This window comes from Listeria grayi DSM 20601, assembly GCF_000148995.1.
In the GTDB taxonomy this organism is placed as follows: domain Bacteria; phylum Bacillota; class Bacilli; order Lactobacillales; family Listeriaceae; genus Listeria; species Listeria grayi.
In genome coordinates this window covers 489,114-511,917 of record NZ_GL538353.1, presented here as the reverse complement: position 1 = coordinate 511,917, position 22,804 = coordinate 489,114, and the positions used below count along the sequence as shown (strand labels likewise).

General features: G+C 40.1%; 28 protein-coding genes. 11 read left to right on the top strand and 17 right to left on the bottom strand.

What is annotated here, in order from left to right; all coding sequences use genetic code 11:
- Positions 1-10: 10 nt before the first annotated feature.
- The 4 genes from HMPREF0556_RS09980 to HMPREF0556_RS09965 form a co-directional block, all read right to left on the bottom strand.
- Positions 11-1,783, bottom strand: coding sequence for an ABC transporter ATP-binding protein (locus HMPREF0556_RS09980; RefSeq protein WP_003758202.1), 1,773 nt, complete (start codon positions 1,781-1,783; stop codon positions 11-13).
- The gene (locus HMPREF0556_RS09975) at positions 1,783-3,504 is read right to left on the bottom strand and encodes an ABC transporter ATP-binding protein (protein ID WP_003758201.1); all 1,722 of its coding nucleotides are present in this window, start codon (positions 3,502-3,504) and stop codon (positions 1,783-1,785) included. Before HMPREF0556_RS09975 ends, HMPREF0556_RS09980 begins: the two co-directional genes overlap by 1 nt.
- Positions 3,505-3,709: 205 nt before the next feature.
- The gene (locus tag HMPREF0556_RS09970) at positions 3,710-4,330 is read right to left on the bottom strand and encodes a YcnI family copper-binding membrane protein (protein WP_003758198.1); all 621 of its coding nucleotides are present in this window, start codon (positions 4,328-4,330) and stop codon (positions 3,710-3,712) included.
- A gap of 15 nt (positions 4,331-4,345) precedes the next feature.
- Positions 4,346-5,950, bottom strand: a complete 1,605-nt coding sequence (locus tag HMPREF0556_RS09965; RefSeq protein ID WP_003758196.1) for a copper resistance CopC/CopD family protein — start codon at positions 5,948-5,950, stop codon at positions 4,346-4,348.
- A gap of 150 nt (positions 5,951-6,100) precedes the next feature.
- Between HMPREF0556_RS09965 and mscL the strand changes: the two genes are divergently transcribed.
- From mscL to HMPREF0556_RS09950, 3 genes are all read left to right on the top strand, one after another.
- Positions 6,101-6,487, top strand: a complete 387-nt coding sequence (gene mscL, locus HMPREF0556_RS09960) for a large conductance mechanosensitive channel protein MscL (RefSeq protein ID WP_003758194.1) — start codon at positions 6,101-6,103, stop codon at positions 6,485-6,487.
- Between the two features lie 69 nt (positions 6,488-6,556).
- Positions 6,557-7,039 carry a GNAT family N-acetyltransferase gene (locus HMPREF0556_RS09955; protein ID WP_003758192.1) on the top strand — a complete coding sequence of 161 codons (483 nt, stop codon included), beginning with the start codon at positions 6,557-6,559 and terminating at the stop codon, positions 7,037-7,039.
- A gap of 178 nt (positions 7,040-7,217) precedes the next feature.
- Positions 7,218-8,576, top strand: a complete 1,359-nt coding sequence (locus HMPREF0556_RS09950; protein WP_036104743.1) for a branched-chain amino acid transporter BcaP — start codon at positions 7,218-7,220, stop codon at positions 8,574-8,576.
- Positions 8,577-8,839: 263 nt separating this feature from the next.
- Here HMPREF0556_RS09950 and HMPREF0556_RS09945 read toward each other — a convergent pair whose 3' ends face one another.
- Positions 8,840-9,082, bottom strand: coding sequence for a hypothetical protein (locus HMPREF0556_RS09945; protein WP_003758188.1), 243 nt, complete (start codon positions 9,080-9,082; stop codon positions 8,840-8,842).
- A 569-nt stretch (positions 9,083-9,651) separates the two neighbouring features.
- On the opposite strand from HMPREF0556_RS09945, the gene HMPREF0556_RS13710 reads away from it, so the two are divergent.
- Both HMPREF0556_RS13710 and HMPREF0556_RS09940 read left to right on the top strand, forming a co-directional pair.
- Entirely contained in the window at positions 9,652-9,780 is a 129-nt protein-coding gene (locus HMPREF0556_RS13710; protein ID WP_261795815.1) for a hypothetical protein, read from the top strand.
- 1 nt (position 9,781) lies between these two features.
- Entirely contained in the window at positions 9,782-9,967 is a 186-nt protein-coding gene (locus tag HMPREF0556_RS09940; RefSeq protein WP_003758185.1) for a hypothetical protein, read from the top strand.
- Between the two features lie 62 nt (positions 9,968-10,029).
- On the opposite strand, the gene HMPREF0556_RS09935 is transcribed toward HMPREF0556_RS09940, so the two are convergent.
- The 9 genes from HMPREF0556_RS09935 to HMPREF0556_RS09895 form a co-directional block, all read right to left on the bottom strand.
- Positions 10,030-10,266: a hypothetical protein gene (locus HMPREF0556_RS09935; RefSeq protein WP_003758184.1), complete on the bottom strand. Its 237-nt coding sequence runs from the start codon at positions 10,264-10,266 to the stop codon at positions 10,030-10,032.
- Between the two features lies 1 nt (position 10,267).
- Positions 10,268-10,555: a hypothetical protein gene (locus tag HMPREF0556_RS09930; protein ID WP_003758182.1), complete on the bottom strand. Its 288-nt coding sequence runs from the start codon at positions 10,553-10,555 to the stop codon at positions 10,268-10,270.
- A 19-nt stretch (positions 10,556-10,574) separates the two neighbouring features.
- The gene (locus tag HMPREF0556_RS09925) at positions 10,575-11,174 is read right to left on the bottom strand and encodes a hypothetical protein (protein ID WP_003758181.1); all 600 of its coding nucleotides are present in this window, start codon (positions 11,172-11,174) and stop codon (positions 10,575-10,577) included.
- A gap of 161 nt (positions 11,175-11,335) precedes the next feature.
- Positions 11,336-11,908 carry a PBECR4 domain-containing protein gene (locus tag HMPREF0556_RS09920; protein WP_139028103.1) on the bottom strand — a complete coding sequence of 191 codons (573 nt, stop codon included), beginning with the start codon at positions 11,906-11,908 and terminating at the stop codon, positions 11,336-11,338.
- A gap of 338 nt (positions 11,909-12,246) precedes the next feature.
- Positions 12,247-13,233 carry a GH25 family lysozyme gene (locus HMPREF0556_RS09915; RefSeq protein ID WP_003758179.1) on the bottom strand — a complete coding sequence of 329 codons (987 nt, stop codon included), beginning with the start codon at positions 13,231-13,233 and terminating at the stop codon, positions 12,247-12,249.
- Positions 13,233-13,517, bottom strand: a complete 285-nt coding sequence (locus tag HMPREF0556_RS09910; RefSeq protein WP_003758178.1) for a phage holin — start codon at positions 13,515-13,517, stop codon at positions 13,233-13,235. The genes HMPREF0556_RS09915 and HMPREF0556_RS09910 overlap by 1 nt, the downstream gene beginning before the upstream one ends.
- A 12-nt stretch (positions 13,518-13,529) precedes the next feature.
- Positions 13,530-13,925 (bottom strand): hypothetical protein, encoded by a 396-nt coding sequence (locus HMPREF0556_RS09905; RefSeq protein ID WP_003758177.1) that lies wholly within the window; start codon positions 13,923-13,925, stop codon positions 13,530-13,532.
- Complete coding sequence (locus HMPREF0556_RS09900; protein ID WP_003758176.1) at positions 13,892-14,347, bottom strand: hypothetical protein; 456 nt, start codon at positions 14,345-14,347, stop codon at positions 13,892-13,894. The genes HMPREF0556_RS09905 and HMPREF0556_RS09900 overlap by 34 nt, the downstream gene beginning before the upstream one ends.
- A gap of 29 nt (positions 14,348-14,376) precedes the next feature.
- Positions 14,377-15,063, bottom strand: a complete 687-nt coding sequence (locus tag HMPREF0556_RS09895; protein WP_040486738.1) for a hypothetical protein — start codon at positions 15,061-15,063, stop codon at positions 14,377-14,379.
- A gap of 120 nt (positions 15,064-15,183) precedes the next feature.
- Between HMPREF0556_RS09895 and HMPREF0556_RS13705 the strand changes: the two genes are divergently transcribed.
- The 3 genes from HMPREF0556_RS13705 (at position 15,184) to HMPREF0556_RS09885 (ending at position 16,679) form a co-directional block, all read left to right on the top strand.
- Positions 15,184-15,312 (top strand): hypothetical protein, encoded by a 129-nt coding sequence (locus HMPREF0556_RS13705; protein WP_003758174.1) that lies wholly within the window; start codon positions 15,184-15,186, stop codon positions 15,310-15,312.
- Entirely contained in the window at positions 15,306-15,437 is a 132-nt protein-coding gene (locus HMPREF0556_RS13700) for a hypothetical protein (protein WP_003758173.1), read from the top strand. Before HMPREF0556_RS13705 ends, HMPREF0556_RS13700 begins: the two co-directional genes overlap by 7 nt.
- Before the next feature lie 69 nt (positions 15,438-15,506).
- Positions 15,507-16,679 carry a site-specific integrase gene (locus tag HMPREF0556_RS09885; RefSeq protein ID WP_003758172.1) on the top strand — a complete coding sequence of 391 codons (1,173 nt, stop codon included), beginning with the start codon at positions 15,507-15,509 and terminating at the stop codon, positions 16,677-16,679.
- Between the two features lie 109 nt (positions 16,680-16,788).
- On the opposite strand, the gene groL is transcribed toward HMPREF0556_RS09885, so the two are convergent.
- Entirely contained in the window at positions 16,789-18,417 is a 1,629-nt protein-coding gene (gene groL / locus HMPREF0556_RS09880; RefSeq protein ID WP_003758171.1) for a chaperonin GroEL, read from the bottom strand.
- Positions 18,418-18,445: 28 nt separating this feature from the next.
- Positions 18,446-18,727: a co-chaperone GroES gene (gene groES / locus HMPREF0556_RS09875; RefSeq protein ID WP_036104647.1), complete on the bottom strand. Its 282-nt coding sequence runs from the start codon at positions 18,725-18,727 to the stop codon at positions 18,446-18,448.
- A gap of 219 nt (positions 18,728-18,946) precedes the next feature.
- Here groES and HMPREF0556_RS09870 point away from each other — a divergent pair, with 219 nt between their 5' ends.
- Together HMPREF0556_RS09870 and HMPREF0556_RS09865 are read left to right on the top strand one after the other, a co-directional pair.
- Positions 18,947-19,630, top strand: a complete 684-nt coding sequence (locus tag HMPREF0556_RS09870; protein ID WP_003758167.1) for a CPBP family intramembrane glutamic endopeptidase — start codon at positions 18,947-18,949, stop codon at positions 19,628-19,630.
- A gap of 3 nt (positions 19,631-19,633) precedes the next feature.
- Entirely contained in the window at positions 19,634-19,828 is a 195-nt protein-coding gene (locus HMPREF0556_RS09865; RefSeq protein ID WP_003758166.1) for a YdiK family protein, read from the top strand.
- Between the two features lie 46 nt (positions 19,829-19,874).
- Here HMPREF0556_RS09865 and HMPREF0556_RS09860 read toward each other — a convergent pair whose 3' ends face one another.
- Positions 19,875-20,516 (bottom strand): redox-sensing transcriptional repressor Rex, encoded by a 642-nt coding sequence (locus HMPREF0556_RS09860; RefSeq protein ID WP_036104659.1) that lies wholly within the window; start codon positions 20,514-20,516, stop codon positions 19,875-19,877.
- Positions 20,517-20,834: 318 nt separating this feature from the next.
- Between HMPREF0556_RS09860 and HMPREF0556_RS09855 the strand changes: the two genes are divergently transcribed.
- Positions 20,835-22,787 (top strand): ABC-F family ATP-binding cassette domain-containing protein, encoded by a 1,953-nt coding sequence (locus HMPREF0556_RS09855; RefSeq protein ID WP_003758163.1) that lies wholly within the window; start codon positions 20,835-20,837, stop codon positions 22,785-22,787.
- Positions 22,788-22,804: the final 17 nt, after the last annotated feature.

Here is a 22,804-nt window from a genome sequence, read left to right as displayed (position 1 = left end):
GGGCTTTTTGTTATTCCAAAACAAATTGATTATGATAAAGTTCTGCATAAAATCCTTTTTGCTTAAGTAGGCTTTCATGCGTTCCCTCTTCAATAATCTCGCCTTGATGTAAGACGGCGATATAATCTGCATCTAAAATCGTTTTTAACCGATGGGCGATCACAAAACTGGTCCGTCCAGAAATAACAGCATCCATGGCTTTTTGGATCTTACTTTCTGTTACTGTGTCCACATTACTTGTCGCTTCATCAAGGATCAGCAGACTTGGATTGGTCAAGATCGTGCGGGCAATGCTGATAAGCTGTTTCTGACCGACACTGAAAATACTGTTTTCATCGCTGATTTGTGTGTCATATCCTTTTTCTTGCTGAATGATGAAGTCATGGATATTCGCTTGTTTGGCTGCAGAAATGACTTCTTCTTCCGTTGCTTCTGGTTTTCCGAAAGCGATGTTTTCCCGAATCGTACCTGAGAAAAGAACGGAGTCTTGAAGCACGATCCCTACCTGTTTGCGCAACGCATGCAGTTCGATATCACGAATATCTTTTCCATCAAATAGAATCGCTCCGCCATCAACATTGTAAAAGCGATTGAGCAAATTCATGATCGTTGTTTTTCCGGAACCAGTCGGCCCGACGATCGCAACCATTTTCCCTTTATCAAGGGTCAAGTCGATGCCTTTCAATACGGGCGTTTCTTTATCATAACCGAAAGAGACGTTTTTCAATTCGACGCGTTCTTTAATTTCACCGATCGTGCCGACATTTTCCCGCTCTACTTCGTTTTGTTCTGCAAAAACTTCACTGACACGTCTTGCGCCTGTAATAGCGAGCTGCAGCATGTTGTATTGAGAAGAGATCTGGGTCAGTGGCATGTAGAACTGCTGCGAGTATTGTACGAACATTACTACTAAGCCAAGTGCGACTCCTCGTTCCAAACTGCCATTCAGCGCTAGGTAGCCACCGAAGAAAATGACGATCGCCGTATTCAAGAGAGAGATCCCCTGCATAACTGGGAATAACATCCCGGAATAAACTTGACCTTTATAAGTAGCATTTTTCACTTTTTCGTTGTGTTTCGTAAAGCCTGCAATCGTCTCTTCTTCCAGCCCGTTCGTAATCACGACTTTCTGTCCGGAGATCTTCTCATCGATATAGGCATTCAATTCGCCTAAACTGTCCTGTTGCAGATCCACATAGCGACGTGCTTTGCGGATGATGAGTGCTGCGATCACAATCGCGAATGGCGCAGCGATAAGAGTGATCAGCGCCAACTTCACATTTTGATTGAACATCATGATGATGACTCCGATCATTAATGCAAAGTTAGAAAGCACTTGAACGATAGCTTGGTTTAATGTATTGGAAATATTATCCATATCACTTGTAAACCGGCTCAGCATTTCGCCATCACTATGCTTATCGAAGAAGCGGATCGACAGTTTCTCCATTTTGCGGAATAAACCGATCCGCATCCGGTTGGTCGATTTCCCTGCAACCCCAGTCATAACAATCGATTGGATAAATGTCGCCACGGAAGTAAGAACATAGAAAAGCAGTAGCATCCATAAGATATGATGGAACTCGCTTTTATCATCCACACCGGTTTGGAAAAGCTTCACGGCATAATTAGCCAGCTCTTGGATCGCTTTCCCAATATACTGCGGTGCTTTGACCTGCAGATAAGTGGCGCCGACTACGGCTATCAAAATGATAAACAGTTGCAGTTTATATGCCCGAAGATAATACCAGAAAAAACGGCTGATCTGTTTAAATTCTTTCATTATTCTACCGCATCCTTTCCTTTTTGTGTGTCATAGATTTCTTGATAAACCGAGCTGGTTTCAAGCAATTCTTTATGACTGCCGACGCCGACAAGTTTTCCAGCATCAAGGACAAGGATTTTATCTGCATTGATAACGGAGGAGATTTTCTGTGCGATCACAAAAGTGGTTGTATCTTTCAATTCTCGGTTCAATGCCTCTTTTACTAATTTTTCGGAGCGAGCATCCAAAGCACTGGTGCTGTCATCCAAGATCAAGATTTTCGGATTCCCGATCACACCACGCGAAATCGAAAGTCGCTGTTTTTGACCACCGGAGAAATTGGCGCCGCGCTCTTCGACAATGCCTTCATAGCGCTTATCTTGTCTTTCAATAAATTCTTTCGCCTGGGCGATCGTTGTCGCTTGTTCCATATCGCTGATGGAAGCATCTTTTTTACCATGGCGCAGATTATCGGAGATCGACCCGGAAAACAGGATCGCTCGTTGCAGGACGATCGATACCGTTTGACGTAATGTCTTTTTGCTGACCGTTTTTAAGTCTTTGCCGCCGATAAGCACTTCGCCTTCTGTCGGATCATAAAGACGCGGAATCATTTGAGCGAGTGTTGATTTCCCAGCGCCTGTCGCACCAACGATCCCGATCATCTCACCGCTTTCTGCTTTAAAGGAAATGTGTGAAAGTGCATCTTGATCATCATTCTCATAACGGAAGCTGACATCACGGAATTCCACACTTCCCGGTAGTACTTCATCCTTGGCATTTTCGTCGTATTTGATATCTGCTTCTGTGTTCAGGATCTCATTGATACGTCCTAATGAAATAAAGGCACGTGAAGCAAACATTGTCATCATACCACCGATAATGATCGCCATCATGATTTGCATCAGATAATTCATAAAAGAGGCGATCGCACCGATTACTTCCGGATCACTTTTTACCATGTCCCCAACAAAATAGATCGAAACGACGATCGCTAAATTGGAAACGAGCATAAATGCCGGAATCATGACCGAGAACAATGTTCCGACAATGATCGTATGCCGGGTCAATTTGTCACTGGTATTCGTGAATTGCTTGATTTGATTATCTTCTTGGACAAAGGATTTGACGACCCGCATTCCCGCTAGATTTTCTTTCGCGATCGCATTGACACGATCAAGAAAATGCTGGATCTTGGCGAAGTGTTTCCCCATTGCCCCGAATGTTCCCATAACAATAAGAACCACAAGCACTACTAATAAAATAATGACCCACCAGAGAGCAGGCAATGTTATGAGCGCCAAAACAAAGCTCCCGATAAACATGACCGGGATCCTAGTCAGTGTTTGCAGACTCATCATCACGAGATTTTGGATCTGCGTAATATCATTGGTTTGCCGTACGACCAGATTTCCTGTTGAAAAGCGCTCGATGTTGCTGAACGAAAATGTCTGGATTCTGCGGAAACTGCTCTCACGAAGGTCCGCACCGACCCCTTGTGCTACTTTAGCAGAAATAATTGTGTTTAAAATACCTGCGATCAGACCGACAACTGCTACGATGATAAGCACGATCCCTATCGACGTAATACGGTCCATCTTATCTTTCATGATTGCATCAAGAACTTGCTGCAACAATTTCGGCTGCCACAATTGCGAGATGACCATGATAGTTACAAATAAGATGGATAAAATGGTCTGCAATCGGTATTTTTTCAAGTGCTGAAATAAAATCTGCATGTATGTATTCCTCCTCACATAAAGTCAAACGAACACTTATACTACTTTATCCAATTAAATAAGTCAAGCAGATCCAGACTAAATCAGTCTTGCGCCGTATCAGGAGTTGTTATTTTTCTTTTATACCCGTTTTTACAAATAAAAACTTCTTTCAGGTAAACAAAGCATGTCGCTTTGTCATCTAAAAGAAGTTTCACTTAAAAAATTATTTTCTTTTGCTCACAATCGCGATGATACTGATGACGATCGCGATCACGCTTGCTGCCAATGTGATCCATATAAGCCATGAATTGTTATCAGCTGGTGCAGCCGTTTCTGTAGCCTTTTTCTGTGTTAATGTTTTCCCGTGACTGTCGGCCGCCGTGCCGTTATCTACATCTTTTACGATCTTCGTTATAGCATGCGGAGTATCTGCATCTGCTCCGCCAGTCCATTCCACGATCGAACCATCTTGGTAATATTGATAGGCGTTCCATGGAATCGATGTTTCTTTATCCGGGTTCTTAGCACTGAATGTGAAGCGCATAAATTGTCCCGCCTTGATTCCGCCGTTTTGGGCCTGCCATGTGATTGTCTTTGCTTGTTTGGAAAATGTCGTTTTCCAGCCTGCCACCGGTTCATACGAACTGAATGACACTCCCGCCGGAAGCTTGACCACTACTTTCGTTGTATTGCTGTCCTTTTCAACTGGAACTTTGACTGTGTAAGTTTCATAAGCGCCTGTCGCACTTGTAGCCGGCAGGACTGTTACGTGCGCACTAGCAACTATTGGCAAACCGATGATCAATCCTACCATCAAGATAAAACCTAATACGTGTTTTTTCATTTATTATTTCTCCTTTTATTGAGTGATCGAAAAAGTAAATGTCTGATCGACATTTTGAAAATCTTTCGTCAGTGCGTGAACTTTTATTTCCCAATTTCCTGTTTGGTTTAAGTAAAGACCGCTAGCTGTGTAAAACGACTTTTCCCTTTTAGCTTGAAAAGTAACTTGCTGTTTCGTCTTTTTATTCACAGCAGTCAGTGAAACTTGCTGGAAGTCTGTGCGCGTAGAACCATCATTTTTTAAAAAGCTGACCACAAATTGATTTTCGCCTACTACTTTTGGCAATACTTGCAAATTGATTTTCGTCGTTGATGCTTTCGCCACGATCGTTTGATTGAATGCTTCCGGCGCGGCAGGCGGCGGTGTTTGCGTGTTAGTCAAAAATCCAGCGACGATCAATACCGCGATGCCGATCCCATACTCGACTATGATCGTTTTAAGCGGAAGCTGTTTGTTCGCCATATGGATAAGTAGATAATGTGCTAAACCGATTCCTCCCATTAATAGGAACAGACCGATCTTTATCACGATCAGCAGCCCATAAGTGGTGTGAAATAAATTGCCGATGCCGCCAAGATCCATGACCGCTAGCAATAAGCCGCTCATCAATATTCCGGCAACGCCAATAACGCCAATTGGAGAAAAACGCTCCCACTTCTCTTTTTTAGCAGGGTATTTCCATAAGGCGATCAGCATAACGAGCATCAACCCCACCCAACTGCTTGCTGCTGCAAGATGCAAGAAATTTGCTGCAATCGCGACGACTTTGTCAGAAGCAGCCGCCGAATGCCCCATCATTGCTTTTGTTATTAGCAGTCCAGTTAGTAAAATCGCTTCTAGAATCATAACTAGATAGCGTTTCCGCATTTTTTGCACATATACTGCTCCCCCAAGGAGCACCCACAAGACCAACTGAATCAACAAAAGATGACCAGTCGCGTTATTCCAAAAAATTTCTTGTGCAGAGCGCCAATCAAGTTGCCCGGCAATGATCAGAAGTTGGATCGGGATATTCAAAAGAAGTGCTACACCCGTAAACAGCCAAGCGCCTATATGCAGTCGATGCCATGCACGGCGCACCTCGCCCGGCATTTCCTCTTCCTTCCGAAAAATCCAGAAAGCAAAAAGGAGTGTGCCCGCAAACAAAGAAAACCCTATGTACAAAATAATTTTCTGCAAGGAGCTTACGACCGTCTGACTAGTATTACTTCCCGTGTCTGCTTGCTGAAATGCTTGATTTGTTTTCCCGAGTTTAAAGGCGATCTGTCCTTGTACAGGATGCCCATCTGCTGAAACAACGCGCCAACTCGCTGTGTATACGTCCGGCTTTAGATTTGACTTTAAACCAACTTCCACCACATGATCGTTTTCTTTGCTGACACGCGTTTTCCCAACAGAAACTTTTTTCCCGTCTGACCCCGTCACTTGAATACTAGGAAAATCTGCTTGGATCATTTCATCAAAAACAAGCCGTACTTGCTTTGGTGCCTTTTGAATATGGGATTGGTCTTTTGGATTAGAATTCTGCAAATAGGCGTGCGCAGAAGCATTTATGGGGATGATCATCCCTAAACTGATAATTGCCAGTATGCAAATAAAGAAGACTTTCCTTAATTTCATGATACGCTCTTTCCTACTTTCCTTTTTTCTTCTTCCTTAAAAATAGCATGACTTCTCATAGATGAAAAGAATTTGCTTCTTTTTTCATGATTTATTTCTTTCCTAACTTTGTAAATTCCTTTATACTTATAAGCATTAGGGGGTGAGATAATGAAAAACTTTATCGCAGAGTTTAAAATTTTTGCACTTCGGGGAAATGTCCTTGACTTAGCCGTTGGGGTCGTTATTGGAGCAGCTTTTGGTAAAATCGTCAGTTCATTAGTAGATTACATTATTATGCCGTTAGTGGGATTGATCTTAGGTGGTCTTGACTTCTCTAAGCTATCTTTCACAGTGGGTGATGCTGTTATAAAATATGGTGCCTTTATTCAGTCCATCGTGGATTTTGTCATCATTGCTTTTGCAATCTTCCTCTTTATCAAATTGATCAATACGCTCTCTCGCAAAAAAACGGAGGAGCCAGAACCGGAACCAACCGTTTCCGAGCAATACTTAGAAGAGATCCGCAATTTACTTAGAAATCAAAATCAACAATAACATGGTTGTAGAAGCCTCTGGACAGACATCGTTCAGAGGTTTTTATTATTTAAAATAAGGAGGAAAAAAATGATCCAGCTCAAAACAGAACGCTGCTTGATCCGCCCTTTTCAGCAAAGTGACATGGCGCGTTTTATCAGTTATCGAAATAACGACGTATGGATGCAGCATCAAGGATTCAAAGGGTTGACCCAATCCGAATATGAGCAAGCGCTTTTAAAGCCTGCTGATTTAAAAACCGGAGTTCAGTTGGCTATTATTTCCCAAAAAGCGGATAGATTGATTGGCGACCTGTACTTGCAGACGGAAGGAAAATCGGTTTGGCTGGGTTATACGATCCATCCCGATCATGCGAGACAAGGCTATGCATCAGAAGCCGTGCTAGGGGCAATGGATTATTTAGCTACCCAAGGTTTCGAGACGATCAAAGCCGGGATCGCCGAAGACAATACAGCTTCTATTGAATTGATCAAGAAGCTAGGGTACCGTTTTTTAGAAATAGAAGATGGCGAAGCGATTTATCTATATGCGCTTCGCCAAGTGGGACAATAAAATCTCCACCGTATTAAAATGACTATTGATGATCCAGGTTTTAGCGCCTTTTTGTATCCTTTCTCAAGATATAACATTCTATGATACGTGTACAAATACAAAATATTCTGATAAAATATAGAAAAAAGAGGTGAGCAAATTGAAAAACGCATTATTAAGGAAAAAAAGTATTGTAGATATGCAGAACAATCATCAAAGTTCGTTAAGAAAAGAATTAAAAACATTTGATTTAACGATGTTGGGTATTGGAGCGATCATCGGAACGGGGATCTTTGTTTTGACAGGGACTGGCGCACTAACAGCTGGGCCGGGACTTATTATTTCTTTTATTATTGCAGCATTGGCTTGTGGATTTGCTGCCCTATGCTATGCCGAATTTGCCTCCATGGTCCCTGCATCCGGCTCTGCTTATACGTATTCTTACGCTACTCTCGGAGAATTGGTAGCCTTCATTATCGGCTGGGATCTGCTACTCGAATATTTACTGGCAGTTAGTACCGTTTCCGTCGGCTGGTCTGGTTATTTCCAATCTTTATTAGCGGGCTTTGGTATCCATTTGCCGCATGCTTTGACAGCCGCACCTGGAGCAACGCCTGAAGGGGGCACTTATTTTAACCTCCCTGCTTTTATCATTGTTATTTTAGTTACCACATTGATCTCAATTGGTGTTCGGGAAACGAAACGCGTGAATAATATTATGGTAGTAGTCAAAGTAGCCGTCGTCCTATTATTTATCGTTGTTGCGATCTTCTATGTAAAACCTTCTAATTGGACACCGTTCTTGCCATTTGGTTTTAGCGGCGTCTTTACCGCAGCAGCGACAGTTTTCTTTGCCTTTATCGGTTTTGATGCCATTGCTTCCAGCGCAGAAGAAACGGTCAACCCGTCAAAAACACTTCCGAAAGGGATCTTGATATCACTAGGAATATGTACGGTTTTATACGTGGTGGTCACTGGTATCATGACAGGAGTCGTTCCATATAAAAACTTCGCTCCCTACATTGATCACCCCGTGTCCGCTGTCTTAAAAATTGCCGGTCAAAATTGGATTTCTGGGATCATCGATGTTGGTGCGATTCTCGGAATGACAACAGTTATGATCGTCATGCTTTATGGCCAAACAAGAATCACTTTTGCAATGTCGCGAGATGGCTTAGTCCCACCGATTTTTTCAAAAGTAAGCAAAAAATACAATACACCATTCATCGCCACTTGGGTATTCGGCCTCATCGCCGCGATTTTAGGTTCGCTTATTCCATTAGATGAATTGGCAGAACTCGTTAATATCGGAACACTAAGCGCATTCGTACTTGTCTCTTTCTCCATCTTGGTACTTCGCAAGACACAGCCGGATCTTCCGCGAGCATTCCGCACACCGCTCGTTCCACTCGTGCCTATTTTGGCAATTGGTTTCTGTCTGTTCTTGATCATTAATCTAAACCCGCTAACATGGGAACGTTTTGCGATTTGGCTAGTTGTTGGATTGGCACTTTATTTCCTTTATTCTAGGAAACATTCGAAATTGAATGAGAAATGATAAATAAAAAAGCGGTCGTTGTGGCCGCTTTTTTTTGGTGTTAGGTTATTTGTAAGTTTTTCTTAGATCATGCCGCTCGTTTATTATGCTATTTATGGGCTTTTACATATTTTCGTTTCCCTTTTAAACCAACTTATCTAGCTGTTGAAAGCAAAACAATGTTCCGTTACATTTCATAGAATTCTTTTAGATTAGTGGGCAAAATTGAAAACTATTATAATATAAGGAACTGAAATAATCCTAACTATTCCAGCGAGGTTTGTTTACCAATATAGCTCTTCTCTTCTATCAGTAATAGTTTTACCTTCAATTTCCCCACGTGTAAATAGTTCCTCCGCTGTTTCAAACCGTTGCGTATAAGAATCCTTTGACCTGGTAAGCAAAAAACTTCTAGGCTCTCCGTATAAGCGACTTATCCACCATTCATTATCATGAAAATAAAAAGAAATCTCTTCTTCATTCTCTTCGATACCTTTTTTAAATTCTACCCAATTTATTTTTTCCATCTTTATCACTCTCCTAGCACCCTTTTCCAGGTTTTAATTTACCAGTTTCCTTATCTTTATGCCAATTAAAAAGCACTGACTACGGAAACAAAAAAAGCGGTCATAAAGACCGCTTCAAAAACTAGTATTGAGCTATTTGCAAGGTTTCCCTTACATCATTCCGCCCGTTTATTATCCTTGTTCACAGCGTTTCGTGTACATTCATTTACCTATATAAAAACAACATTTCTAAGCGTCAAACATAAAAATGTTTCGCTATATTTCATGTAGCTTTTTTAATTTTGTGGGCAAAATGTGGGTAAGTATGAACTATTTCCATATAATAAATTATTTTAAATCAAAAAAACATTGACTTTATAACGTATACGTTATACAATAAGTATATAGAAAGGAGGTAAGAGAATGTGATAAAAATTAAAAGAACCGAAAAATTAGAAGTGACCTTGACAATCAATCTTCTAATTTTCCGGTTCACAATCACTAGAACATGGGAGCGTTAAGCTCCTGTGTTTCTAAATAAATTATATCACATTCATAAAACCATGAAAAGAATATTCAAAGGGTACACGATGTTTCATTACGATCATAAGACAGACAATAAAACAACAGAAGTTAATTTGAAATTTTATCCAGCATGGACAATCATTGTTGTTATAATCGTTGCATTGATTGTTCTGCGTGTGAAAGGAGTGATCTAAGATGGCAGATAAAACGTCAGAAGCACAAAAAGCAGCGAGCAAAAGATACAGAGATAAAAATAGAGAAAAAAATACCATTCAATCTTATAAACGATCTGGAAGAAAATTCATTCGCGATCACGCCACATTAGACGACCTAGAAGAATTCAAGCAACTTATTGCTGATCGTGAAAAGGAATTAAAATAACCCTCACTATTCCAGTGAGGGCGTTTTTTTGCATGGAAAAACCCGGCCGAAGCGAGGTTGATTTACCAATCAATTTCAGGAACTCTTTCAATGAATGGCTTTCCATCCATCATGCCATTTTTATAAAGTTCATCTGCTGTTTTGAAAAATTGTGTATATGTATCAGGAGCGGTTAAAAGATAACTTTTTTCTTCATCGTGTAACCGACTAATCCACCATTCTTCTTCTCTAAAATCGAAAGAAATTTCTTGTCCTTCATCAATCATTTCTTGAAAATTTCGCCATCCTTCTTCTGTCATTTTAGAGTATCCCAGTGACTTCGGCTTCTTTATTCTTGAAAATATCGTATAAGGTTTTGTCGCCTATCATTGCTTGATAAAAGAAATTCGTATGATCGTCGCCGAATGACTCACTAATTTCTTGACTATTTGAAAGCAATTGACGCCCTTCGTCGCCTGAGTAAGACATGAAATATTCATTTCCTTGATACTCAAATTCAATTTCTCGACCGCTTTCTACATATGCTAATACGTGCGTCCACTCTAACTTATCATCTGCCGGAAAATCATCATAAATTGTTTTGGTCATATTATTTTTACCTCCCTAATCAGTGCTTACTTCTATTTATTTTACCATTTTTTCCCCATGTTATTTTATGCCTATGTGGAAATTTCACATTTTGATTTTTAGAAACCGCATGAAAGTAATCAATGTCTAATTCTGCTTTTCCATTTTTGCCATAATATCTTCGTTGCTTCACTTTACCACCGGAGATTAGATCTTTAGATGAATACTTTTTCCCAGTCGGTGGTAGTTTACTATCTCCTTTTTTACTTACTTTCTTGGAATTATTCCCCTTAACCTTTTTACCTTTTTTCTTGGCTGACTTGTATTTTTGAGCTTTAGTTTTTTTCTTCTTCTTCTTTTTGCTCTTCTTCTTGCCTTTTTTACCTTTGTTTGATTTCGGCTTTGGCTTCGGTTTTGGCGTTGGCTTCGCAGGTCCTTTAAATCCTCCCGGCGCCGAAGAGCCGCCTCCGCCTCCGCCACCACCACGACCGCCATTGCTGGAATTCGGATAGCCATCAGGTGTTGCATTTGCTGCTGGGCTAGCAGTTTGTTCTTTTGCTATTGCTGCAGTCGCTGGTACACTTACAGAAAATAACATTAAACTAGCTGCAAATATGTACATTAGATGCTTTAATTTCATTCTCTCACACTCCTATTTATTTTCAAACATTTATTTTACCTGATTTCCCGATAAATGTCTGTGGAGATTTTGTGACAATTTGGAATGAAATGTGTCGTTTTATTGTGTAAATATGTAATGGTGAGGGTTGAAAACATAAAAAAAGCCCACCGGGTGGTGGGTTATAGCCATTCTATTGAGCTTATACTGGTCTTTCTCCTATTATTATATAAACAATTACTTTTCCCAGTCGTGTGGAGAGTAGTTAAAACAAAATAATCGGTCTCTGCTCTCTTTCTCAACCCTAAAACAACATACTCCTCAATTTTTTCTTCATAAAATACTATATCTAGTTTCATTCTGTTAGGCTTCATATCTCTTGTCATTACACAAGCATCAATGCCACCGTCATAGAAAATATTATGCAGAAAATTATATTGTAACATTCTTTTCTTCGATTCGTCATATCGATGATGCTTTTTCATTGATTCATGAGTCATTTTTTCTCGATGTACAGCGTCACATATCCTTTTCGCCCCAGTAAAGTTAGATGACTTATCCCAACCTAGCAAGTGAGGAAGATCGTTTTTGTGAAAGTGAACTTTTATATCTAATAATTTTTTATAGTTTGTATGTATTAGTATATCCTTGTTGTGAAAGTTGTTGATATAATCGTTCAATAGATTGAGCAAATGTATATGATTTGCTTCGCAGCATAGATAAAAATTAGTTTTTAAAGCTTTACCTTCTACCAACAAATGCGTATACACCCTCTCAAAATTAATAACCCTGCATTAAAGCAGGGTCTATGTAATGGGTAAGGGTAGGAAGGTGTCTCCTACCGGGACTAGTGAGCAGATATAAAGCCTCTGTCGGGCGACATGGCTACCACACTACCATATCAACGCATAGCTATGAGCGTGAAAGAGATTAACAAGCTACAAAGAGTTAAGGACTTTATGGGCTTTTAATCTCATATAGTATATTACCCCATTCAGATAAAAATTAAAAGCATTTTGCCGAAACTTTTAGTTTCTGTTCGTATTTTGTTCGATAAAAAACACCCACCCTCAACCGAGAGTGGGCTTTTTGGTTATTTAACACGCAACTTCTGCCCGACTTTAATTAAGTTAGGGTTTTTAATTTTATTCAATTTCCGCAACTTACTCACGCTCGTTTTATACTTCTTCGCAATTGCCGTTAAATTATCGCCACTTTTTACCGTGTAGTATTCTTTTTTGCTGGAATTGCTAGCGCCTTGCACTTTAATATCAGCACCCCACACCCAACTGTTAAGCTCTTTTAATAGATATTTATAGCTAGAACTACCATGTTTCTCTTTCTTCGCTTGAATGACCGTGTAGGCTTTATTTTTAACGCCTGTAGGAATCTTTTCGCCAGTAGCGTATCGATCAGCGTTTTTGCTTAACACGCCTTTTTGTCCTGCTTTGAACTTGCCTAGTTTCTTACCTGTAGACGGTTTGCTGTTGTGGCTGTCATCGGAAGGCTTGGCTGTAGCGCCGATAAACCAATCTAGCTTCTTGCTGCCATTCAATGTGTTAAGATCCACACGAGCATTAACTCCTGCTAGGCTACCGCTTGATGTGTGTTGCCAAAGATCACATGCGTACACGGGTTTATTGCCGTAGCGAGGAATCCAAACGAAATCAAACTGCTTGTAGTTGATTCCTAACGAGTTATAAAGATGATGTGCAATGTAGATGCCGACTTTACCAGCGCCAAGACGTCGTAACTCACCAACAAATGCTTTCGCGCCGGCTGCCATATCTCCCATTGTCTTGACTTCAATATCAGCCACCCAGAATTTGCTTGCTTTATCAGAACGATTGTAGAAGTCTTGCGCTTCTTTTTTTGCATCTGCCACGCTAACAAACCGTGTAAAAGCATACGATCCAAATGGAACGCCATACTTTTTAGCACCAGCGACATTGTTCTTATATTGTCTATCTGCAACATTAGAACCATCTTGCACCCGCAAAATGGCTAAATCCAATTCCTTACTTGCCTTTGACCAGTCTACTATCCCTTGGTGATGTGAAATATCAGCGATTTTTCCCATTATTTATCATCCTTTCGAGGTTCCGTGTAATTTAATACTTGCTTGCTGTCTGATAAACCATGCGTCGTTGGATCAACATAGTTCGCAATTAACGCAGATAACACTGCCACAATTGCCACAGGCTTGTTTAGAAACGTCATAAACGCATGACCTAACTGCGTCCAGCTGTCTAAATCAGACAACTGAAAGCCCCCTGCTGTCCATACGATCGTACCTAGTGTGACTAGTGTAAGCACCCACGTTCTCCAGTTTTTAAACCTTACTTGCCAGTTAAAATTTTTCATTATTTATTCCTCCTAATGCCAAATTAGTGGTGCAACCGTGAGCATTGTTCCGATTATGGTACAAATACCCCCAATGATCGCCACGATTATTGTTGTATTTCCTTCTCGCTTCTTTCCTTTTTGCGTGTTTGAAATTCTAAATTCCGCCATTTCAATGTCATGTTCCTGTTGCTTTTTAATAACGCCTTTTAAAGATACAGCCGTTTCTTTTGTATTCTCTACAATCTGCTGCAACGCGCCCGAAATAGGCAAAACTAAATCTTTAAGTTCCCCCATATCGTCTCTTAATTCATCTACATTTCTATCAACCTCCTTGATTTCGGTTCTGATCTCTTTTTTTAATTTATCGCCATGTTCTAAAAGATCGAGCCGGGTCACATATCTTTTTCTATCTTTTTCATCCTCCATAACTCCCAGCCTCCTGCTACTGATACAAATAAATTAAAACAAGCGCTTAATCCGTAGCGTATAGGCCATAGCTGTGTCGCTTGACTTTCAGCACTTGCACTTGCATATAAAAAGAGGACAAACACCCCGATAAGTCCTCCTATCAGCATATTGATAAATTTAGCCTTTGTTTCTTGAAATGCTGCAATGAAGATCAATACAGAACTGATCACAAACAAAAAACCCCATGTATCCATTGTCATGAGGTTTGCCATTAATTTGTAGGTTTTACTCTGCTCAATAATTTCATCGCCCTTGACGATTAAGAAACCGCCAGTAACCATGCTGAACAAACTGACCTGCAATAAATAAAGGATACTTAAATACTCTTTATAGGGCTTTTCGTATAACTGTAGCTTTACTTTCACCCACATCTTTTTCATAGGAACATCCCCTTACATAAAAAATAAGCCTAGTCTATCTTGGCTTTTAACTCATCAATTTCTTGTTTTAGTTTTTTGATAGCTAACATAAGATATCCGACTACACTCCCATCATCTCTTCCGTCACCAGTTGCACTTAAAAAGTGAGGATCGACATAGTATTGTTTTTCCTCATTAACATCATCAATAATAAAAGACGTATGGGTATTGCTTTCACCTTTAAAATTATATTGACGAACATCAGTATCAATAATAGCCTGCAAAGCATCGTCCAGATCAATCGTTTTTAAGTTTTCTTTCATAGAAAGAAGAGAAGATTGCTGTACAGATTTACAAGCAATATCAACACGTGCGCCGCCGGGCGTATTAGTGAAATAAATTGTTTGACCGTCTAAACTGCTGATTGAATGATCTTTCGAAAGCACCATGTTGCCAGCTTGAAAATGTTTGGGTGTAACGATATATCCCCACGCACTACTTTTGGAACTAACCGGCACAGTGAAAATATTGTTTCCTAAGACATCCTTTATTTTCCATTCGCCAGCTTGTGCAGAAGGAACAATATTGCCGTAGGTGTCATAATTAACACCATTTGATCCACTTGATCCAGCAAAAGTGATCTCTAAAGCATTTGCACTAAAGGCTAGCCCGCTAGAAACTGCGTCTAAACTGACAAATGTCGCAGGATTGTCGCCTTCTCTAATCGAAATAATCAATCCGTTACCGTCTAGTGTTGTAAAGGGCCATATTAAAATGTAGGAAAAGGGCCATCGAAAATGTAGGTACATGACAAATCTGATATTCTTTTTCATGAAACTATCCAAGGAGAGTGAATCATGAGAAAAGATGTCTTAGAAGGAGTGTTACTACACATTATGAATGAAATTCATCCTAATTTCGCAGCCCTTGCCAAACAATATAATTGTGATTATCGAACGGTTAAACGCTATATAGAGGCATGGTAATCAAACCGATCAAAACTGGACAAGTCATGCATACTCAAATCGGCGTTGGTTTTGAAAACAAAGGGAATGATATTAAGATTCAAATAGGTAAAGTAACATTTTCCGGGAAAATCAAAAATAAATAACCAAAGAAAGCCCTCGGGCTTTTCTTTATAGCTAAAAGCAGAACATACGTGCGAAAAGGAGTTGTTAGAATGGCTAGTTATCGTAAAAGGAATGGGAAATGGGAATATCGAATTAAATACCGCGATCCAGCTACTGGCAAAATAAAAGAAAAAATGAAAAGCGGATTTTCTCGTAAATCCGACTGCGTGGAAGCTGCTGCTGAAATGGAAAAGAAAATAAAACACGGTCATTTTAATAATGACGCTTCGGTTATGTTTCATGAATATGCCTTGAAGTGGTTAAAAGACTACGCTTCTAATAATAAACCTAGCACTGTCCGGCCTAGAGAAATAGAATATCGACGATTAGCTAAACACTTTGGCTATGCAAAAATTAATCAAATCACTTCTATTCAGTATCAAGATTATTTAAACAGCTTAAATGAAAAGTATGCTACGAATACTATATCAGGTACCCACTCTACTGCACGAATGATATTCAAGAGGGCTTATCAAGACAACTTAATCGATCGCGATCCAACATTATATGCAAAACTTCCTAAAAAAATAGAAACGGCACAATCTATACAAGACTCCATTAATAATAGGCGAGTAAAGATTTTTTCAAGAGAAGAAATCAGCCTTTTTCTGCATAATGCAAAAACACAAGGATTAAGTAACGATTTTGAAATTTTTTCTTTACTAGTGAATACTGGCATGCGAGTTGGCGAATTATGTGCTTTACAAGAAAATGCTTTGCTAAAAAAAGAAAACGGCTACTACATCAGAATTACGCAAACGATATACAACCCTACCAATAAAATGGATAAATACCAGCTACTCCCGCCTAAAACAAAAGGAAGCATTAGAGATATAGAAATATCTTATTATATTTACGAATTGATTAGGAAGCAAATAATCAAACAGAAAGAACTTTATATAGCGCTAGGCGGAGCCATGAAACGATTTATATTTTCTAAAGATTTCGGTTATCCCGAAACGCCCAAACAGATCGCCAATAGAATGCGCCGTATTTTAAAACTTTGTGATTTGCCATCTTATTATTCACCTCACAATTTTCGACATTCTTATGCTTCTATTTTAGAAGAGGAAGGCGTTCCAACATTATATATCCAAAAGCAACTTGGACATAGTACATTTGAAACTACTAAAGAAACCTATATCCATCTGACCGAAAAAACTCAAAAAGAAGCCTCGGAAAAAGTTTTAAATATAGCTGAATCTTTATCATCTGAAAGGTAGTGAAAAAGTACGAAAATAAAAAAATGTGGGCAAAATGTGGGTAAACAAGAAAAAAGCGGTCATAAAGACCGCTTTAAACATTGGTATTAAGCTATTTGCAAGGTTTCCCTTACATCATTCCGCCCATGCCGCCCATACCCATATCAGGTGCTGCAGCTGGTGCGTTTTCTTCTGGTTGGTCGGCAACTACGGCTTCTGTTGTAAGCAGTAATGCTGCTACGGAAGAAGCGTTTTGTAAAGCAGAACGAGTAACTTTAGTAGGATCCACGATACCAGCGTCGATCATGTTTACCCATTCGCCGTTTGCAGCGTTGAAGCCAACGCCAACTTTTTCATTTTTCAAACGTTCTACAATAACAGAGCCTTCTAGACCAGCATTGTGTGCGATTTGACGAACTGGTTCTTCTAAAGAACGAAGAACGATCTTGATACCAGTCGCTTCGTCGCCTGTTGCTTCTAGTTCTGCTACTTTATTGTACACATTGACAAGGGCTGTACCACCACCGGATACAATACCTTCTTCAACAGCAGCACGAGTAGAGTTTAACGCATCTTCAATGCGAAGTTTACGTTCTTTCAATTCTGTTTCAGTTGCTGCTCCGACTTTAACTACTGCAACTCCGCCAGCAAGTTTTGCTAAACGTTCTTGTAGTTTTTCTTTGTCGAATTCAGAAGTTGTTTCTTCCATTTGCGCACGGATTTGGTTAACACGTGCTTCGATTTGAGCAGATTCGCCAGCGCCTTCGACAACGGTTGTGTCGTCTTTCGTTACGACTACTTTGCTAGCTGTTCCCAATTGGTCAATAGTTGCTGTTTTAAGATCTAAGCCTAGGTCTTCGGTGATTACTTGACCACCTGTAAGGATCGCCAAGTCTTCCAGCATTGCTTTACGACGATCACCGAATCCTGGTGCTTTCACTGCTACGACGTTGAATGTACCGCGAAGTTTGTTTAACACAAGTGTTGCTTGTGCTTCGCCTTCCACGTCTTCCGCAACGATCAATAACGGACGGTTTTGTTGTACCACTTGTTCTAGTAATGGTAGGATTTCTTGGATGTTGTTTACCTTTTTATCAGTGATCAAGATATATGGTTTTTCTAATTCTGCGATCATTTTGTCAGAATCTGTTACCATGTAAGGGCTTGTGTAGCCGCGGTCGAATTGCATTCCTTCAACTACATCTAATTCTGTCGCAAAGCCTTTGGATTCCTCGATCGTGATGACGCCGTCGTTACCAACGCGTTCCATCGCTTCTGCAATCAATTTACCTACTTCTTCATCTCCAGAAGAAATCGCAGCGACTTGAGCGATCGATTCTTTCCCTTCGATCGGTTTAGAGATTGTTTTTAGTTCTTCGATCGCTGCTGCAACTGCTCGTTCAATCCCGCGGCGGATACCAACAGGGTTAGCACCAGCTGTTACATTTTTCAATCCTTCTTGGATCATTGCTTGAGCAAGAACTGTTGCTGTTGTCGTACCGTCTCCGGCTACGTCATTCGTTTTGGAAGCAACTTCAGAAACTAATTTTGCTCCCATATTTTCAAATTCATCTTCTAATTCGATTTCTTTTGCGATCGTCACACCATCATTTGTGATAAGTGGAGAACCGAATTTTTTGCCTAAAACAACGTTACGACCTTTTGGTCCAAGTGTTACTTTTACTGCGTTCGCTAATTGATCCACACCGCGTAGCATGGAACGACGAGCGTCTTCGCTGAATTTAATATCTTTTGCCATTTTATTATTCCCTCCATTTTATCTTAGATTAAACAATTGCTAAAATATCGTCCTCGCGGATAATCAAATAATCTTTGCCGTCATACGTTACTTCTGTACCAGAATACTTAGAGAAGATAATGCGATCATTTACTGCTACCTCTAGTTCTTGTTTAGTTCCGTTTTCTAGTACTTTGCCATTTCCTACTGCGATTACTTTGCCCTCTTGTGGCTTTTCCTTTGCTGAATCCGGCAACACGATACCGCTTGCAGTTTTTTCTTCTGCTTCAAGTACTTCAATAACGACACGATCTCCTAATGGTCTTAACAATGTAAATAACCTCCTCATAGTGATAGTTTCTATTTTTAGCACTCTAACGTTTTGAGTGCTAACACAATATTATAATAGTCAAAAATGGTAAGGAATGCAAGCAAAAACTACTAAAAAAATTTTTGGCGTTTTTTTATAATTGCTTGTTGTACCAATAATTAGTACAATAAAACGTAATAGTTCTTGAATATTTAAGTTTAGCTAGAAGGAAGCGATTTTTTGTCTAAAAGATATTTTTGGGTTTTAGTGGTTTATGTAATTAATTTTTTATCCGGCATTGTCGGTATCCCGATCGTACACGGGCTGGTTCTTCATTTCACCACGTTAGCGGGTAAGCAGGCTTTCAACCAAAGTGTTGTCATCTGGAATATTGTGGCGAATCTGATCACATTATTTGTCATCTGGCTGCTACTTCGCAAACAACCGGCAACTGATAAAGTACTTCGAGGAACCAAGGCAAGCGTTGGTATGAGCGTAGTTTGGGCTGTATCAGGCGTTCTGATACTCTTTGCCGGACAAGTAGTTGCCGGTTTGATCACGCAGTTGTTTATGGATACCCCTGCTGGCTCGGCAAATACGGAAATGCTGACATCTTTGACGAAACAGGCACCAGTCTTATTCGTGTTTATCACACTTATTGCGCCGGTCATTGAAGAAATCGTTTTTCGGAAAGTATTATTCGGTGGTCTCACCAATTGGATGAATATCCATGTGGCAGCGGTAATCAGCTCTTTGTTTTTCGCCCTTGGGCATGGTGACCTTCCATTTCTGCTGGTTTACTTTTCCATCGGTTTGATTCTTTGTTTCCTATATACGAAAACAAAGCGGATCACTGTCACCATTTTTGCGCATATGATCATGAATGCGATCGTTCTACTATTTTCTTTAGGTGGTGTTTCCTAAGTTATGAATGCAAATAAATCGATTTTCCAGGGATTGCTTTATATCGTTCTCGGCATTGTATTTGTGGTCTTTGCTGTGGAACAGGTAAATGATAGCGGCTGGACGATTCTCGCTTATGTCATCATGGCGATGGCAGCCATTGATTTTGTCACTGGTGCACGGTTTATCTTCATCGCCTTATTCAATCGTAAAAAATAAAAAAACTGCCGGAAAAGTATTTTGCTTTCCGGCAGTTTTTATTTACTTATTTATTTTGCGGATAGTTTTCCAAGAAGTAAATAAGTGTTTGTAATTCTGTCGTTAGATCAATGTGATGGACACGAACGTGTTTTGGTACACTGATACGAGCTGGTGTAAAGTTCAAGATCCCCTTTACATCTGCTTCTAACAATTTATCCACTGTGGCTTGCGCTTCACTTGACGGTACTGTCAAAATCACGACCTCCACATTGTTTTCGCGTAATGTTTCTTCCATATCATTTAAATGATAAATTGGTATATCTTGTTGGATCGTGCCTACTTTATCAGCATCGACATCAAAAGCAGCGGCGATCTTGATATTATTGTTTTTCATGAAGTTGTAATGCAGGAGCGCCATTCCTAAGTTCCCTACTCCAATGATAGCAACGTTAGTTTGTTTATCTTGACTTAGCGTTTTACTGAAGAAATCGAGGATATACGCTACATTATAGCCATAACCTTTCTTTCCAAGTGCTCCAAAATAGGAGAAATCACGACGAATGGTTGCAGAATCTACTTTCACTGCCTCACTTAATTCAGCAGATGATACGCGCTCTTTACCAGACTCATGTAGATATTTTAAATAACGATGATATAATGGCAAGCGTTTTGCTGTTGCTTGTGGAATTTTTGTATTTTCCTCCATCTTAACTTTTCCCTTCTTCCTTGAAAATTTTGCTAATTGAACCGAAGCACTTCTTAAAGATCTGCAGATAACTGCTCTCATTTTCACATGCTTGCTTTTATACTATAAACATTTCACAAAGAATGCACAAACTTTTTGCTCATGATTTTTCAAAAAACTAACAAAAAGCCGTTAGACATCATTTTACCATAAAAATTCACAAAAGAAATCACAAATTTTCACAAAAATATAATACGTGAAAAGAATTTTGATAGTCGCACGTTGCCTTTGCTAATTCTTTGAGCTAAACTAAAAGTAGTAAGTTAGAGGAGAGAAATCATGATTTTATTACAAGTACAGCAAATCAGCAAATATTTCGGGGCAGAAATAATCCTAGATAATATAAAATTAGAAGTAAAAACAAATGATCGAATTGCATTAGTCGGCCGCAATGGTGCTGGGAAATCCACCCTGCTAAAAATCATCGCTGGCGAACTGAGTTATGACGGGGGGACGATCTCCAAACCAAAACAGGTGAAGATCGGTTATTTGGCACAAAGCACACCCCTAGAATCAGAACGAACGATCTGGGCAGAGATGCTCACCGTTTTTACTGAGTTACAGCAAATGGAACGACAGCTGCGCGAGATCGAATTGAAAATCGCCGATCCGGAGATTATTTCCAACGAAGCGCAATTCCAATCGCTTTTGAAGCAATATGATGAACTGCAGCATAACTTCAAAGAACAAGGCGGTTATCAATACGAAGCCGATATCCGTTCGATCCTGCATGGTTTCCGCTTTTATGAAGCAGATTATGAGAAACCGATCCAATCCCTGAGCGGTGGTCAAAAAACACGGCTTTCCCTAGCGAAATTGTTGCTTTCCAAGCAAGATATCCTTATTCTCGATGAACCGACCAACCATTTGGACATCGATACGCTAACATGGCTGGAAAACTATCTGCAGAATTATCAGGGCGCATTGGTCATCGTTTCGCATGACCGTTATTTCTTAGATAAAGTCGTCAACCAAGTTTATGAGATCAGTCGCACGAAAATCGACCGTTTTGTCGGCAACTACAGCCAGTTCTTGGTTCAAAAACAAGCCAAGCTCGAAAAAGAATGGAAAGAATTCGATATGCAACAAAAGAAAATCGCGAAACTCGAAGATTTCGTTGCCCGCAATATCGTCCGTGCTTCTACGACAAAACGCGCGCAAAGCAGAAGAAAACAATTAGAAAAACTCGACCGAATCGATCGGCCAGAAGGCAGTGAGAAATCGGCACATTTTGGTTTCCATTTTTCCAAACCTACTGGAAAAGATGTGTTATCAACATACGATCTGGCGATTGGGTATCAAAAAGAGCAACCGATCGCTCAGCATATCCAGTTTGAAGTCAAACGTCCCGACAGTGTGGCGATCGTCGGTCCCAATGGTATCGGCAAAACCACCCTTTTAAAAACGTTGATCGAAAAATTGCCGCCATTATACGGCGACTTTGAATTTGGTTCCGGCGTTCAGATCGGCTATTACGATCAAGAACAAACCAATCTTTCCTCCAATAAAACTGTGCTCCAAGAATTATGGGACGATTTCCCCGATATGACCGAACAAGCTGTTCGGACATGCTTAGGCAATTTTCTATTTTCTGAGGAAGACTGCAGCAAACTGGTCTATAGCCTAAGCGGCGGTGAGAAAGCACGGCTGGCATTATCGAAGCTGACGCTACTTGGTGCTAATGTGTTGATCTTAGATGAACCGACCAACCACCTGGATATCGATAGCAAGGAAGTATTGGAAGCTGCACTGATCCAATTTGAGGGAACGATTTTATTCGTTTCGCATGACCGCTATTTTATCAACCGAATCGCTTCAAAAGTATTGGAAATGGCTCCTGATGGCGCGACGACATATTTAGGCGATTATGATTATTACTTGCAAAAACTAGCCGAGGCAGAGGAGATCGCCCGCTTAGATGCCGAGGAAGCAGCGAAACAAAACCCGTCTGCCCCGCTTCCAACTAGCAGCAGTCCAGCCAAAAATAGCTATCAGCAAGATAAAGAGCAGCAGAAGCAACGGCGAAAATTAGAGCGGCGCTTAACAGAGATTGAAAAAGAATTAGAAAAAACGGAAGCCCAAATTTCCGAATTGGAAAGCTTGCTTACAGAACCTACTGTTTATCAAGACCACGAAAAAGTATATGAGGTCAACACGCAATTAGAACAGCAGAAACAAGCAGCAGAAAAATGGATGGAAGAATGGGAAGAGGTTAGTGAAAATCTGGAATAGAAAAAAACAGCTGGCTA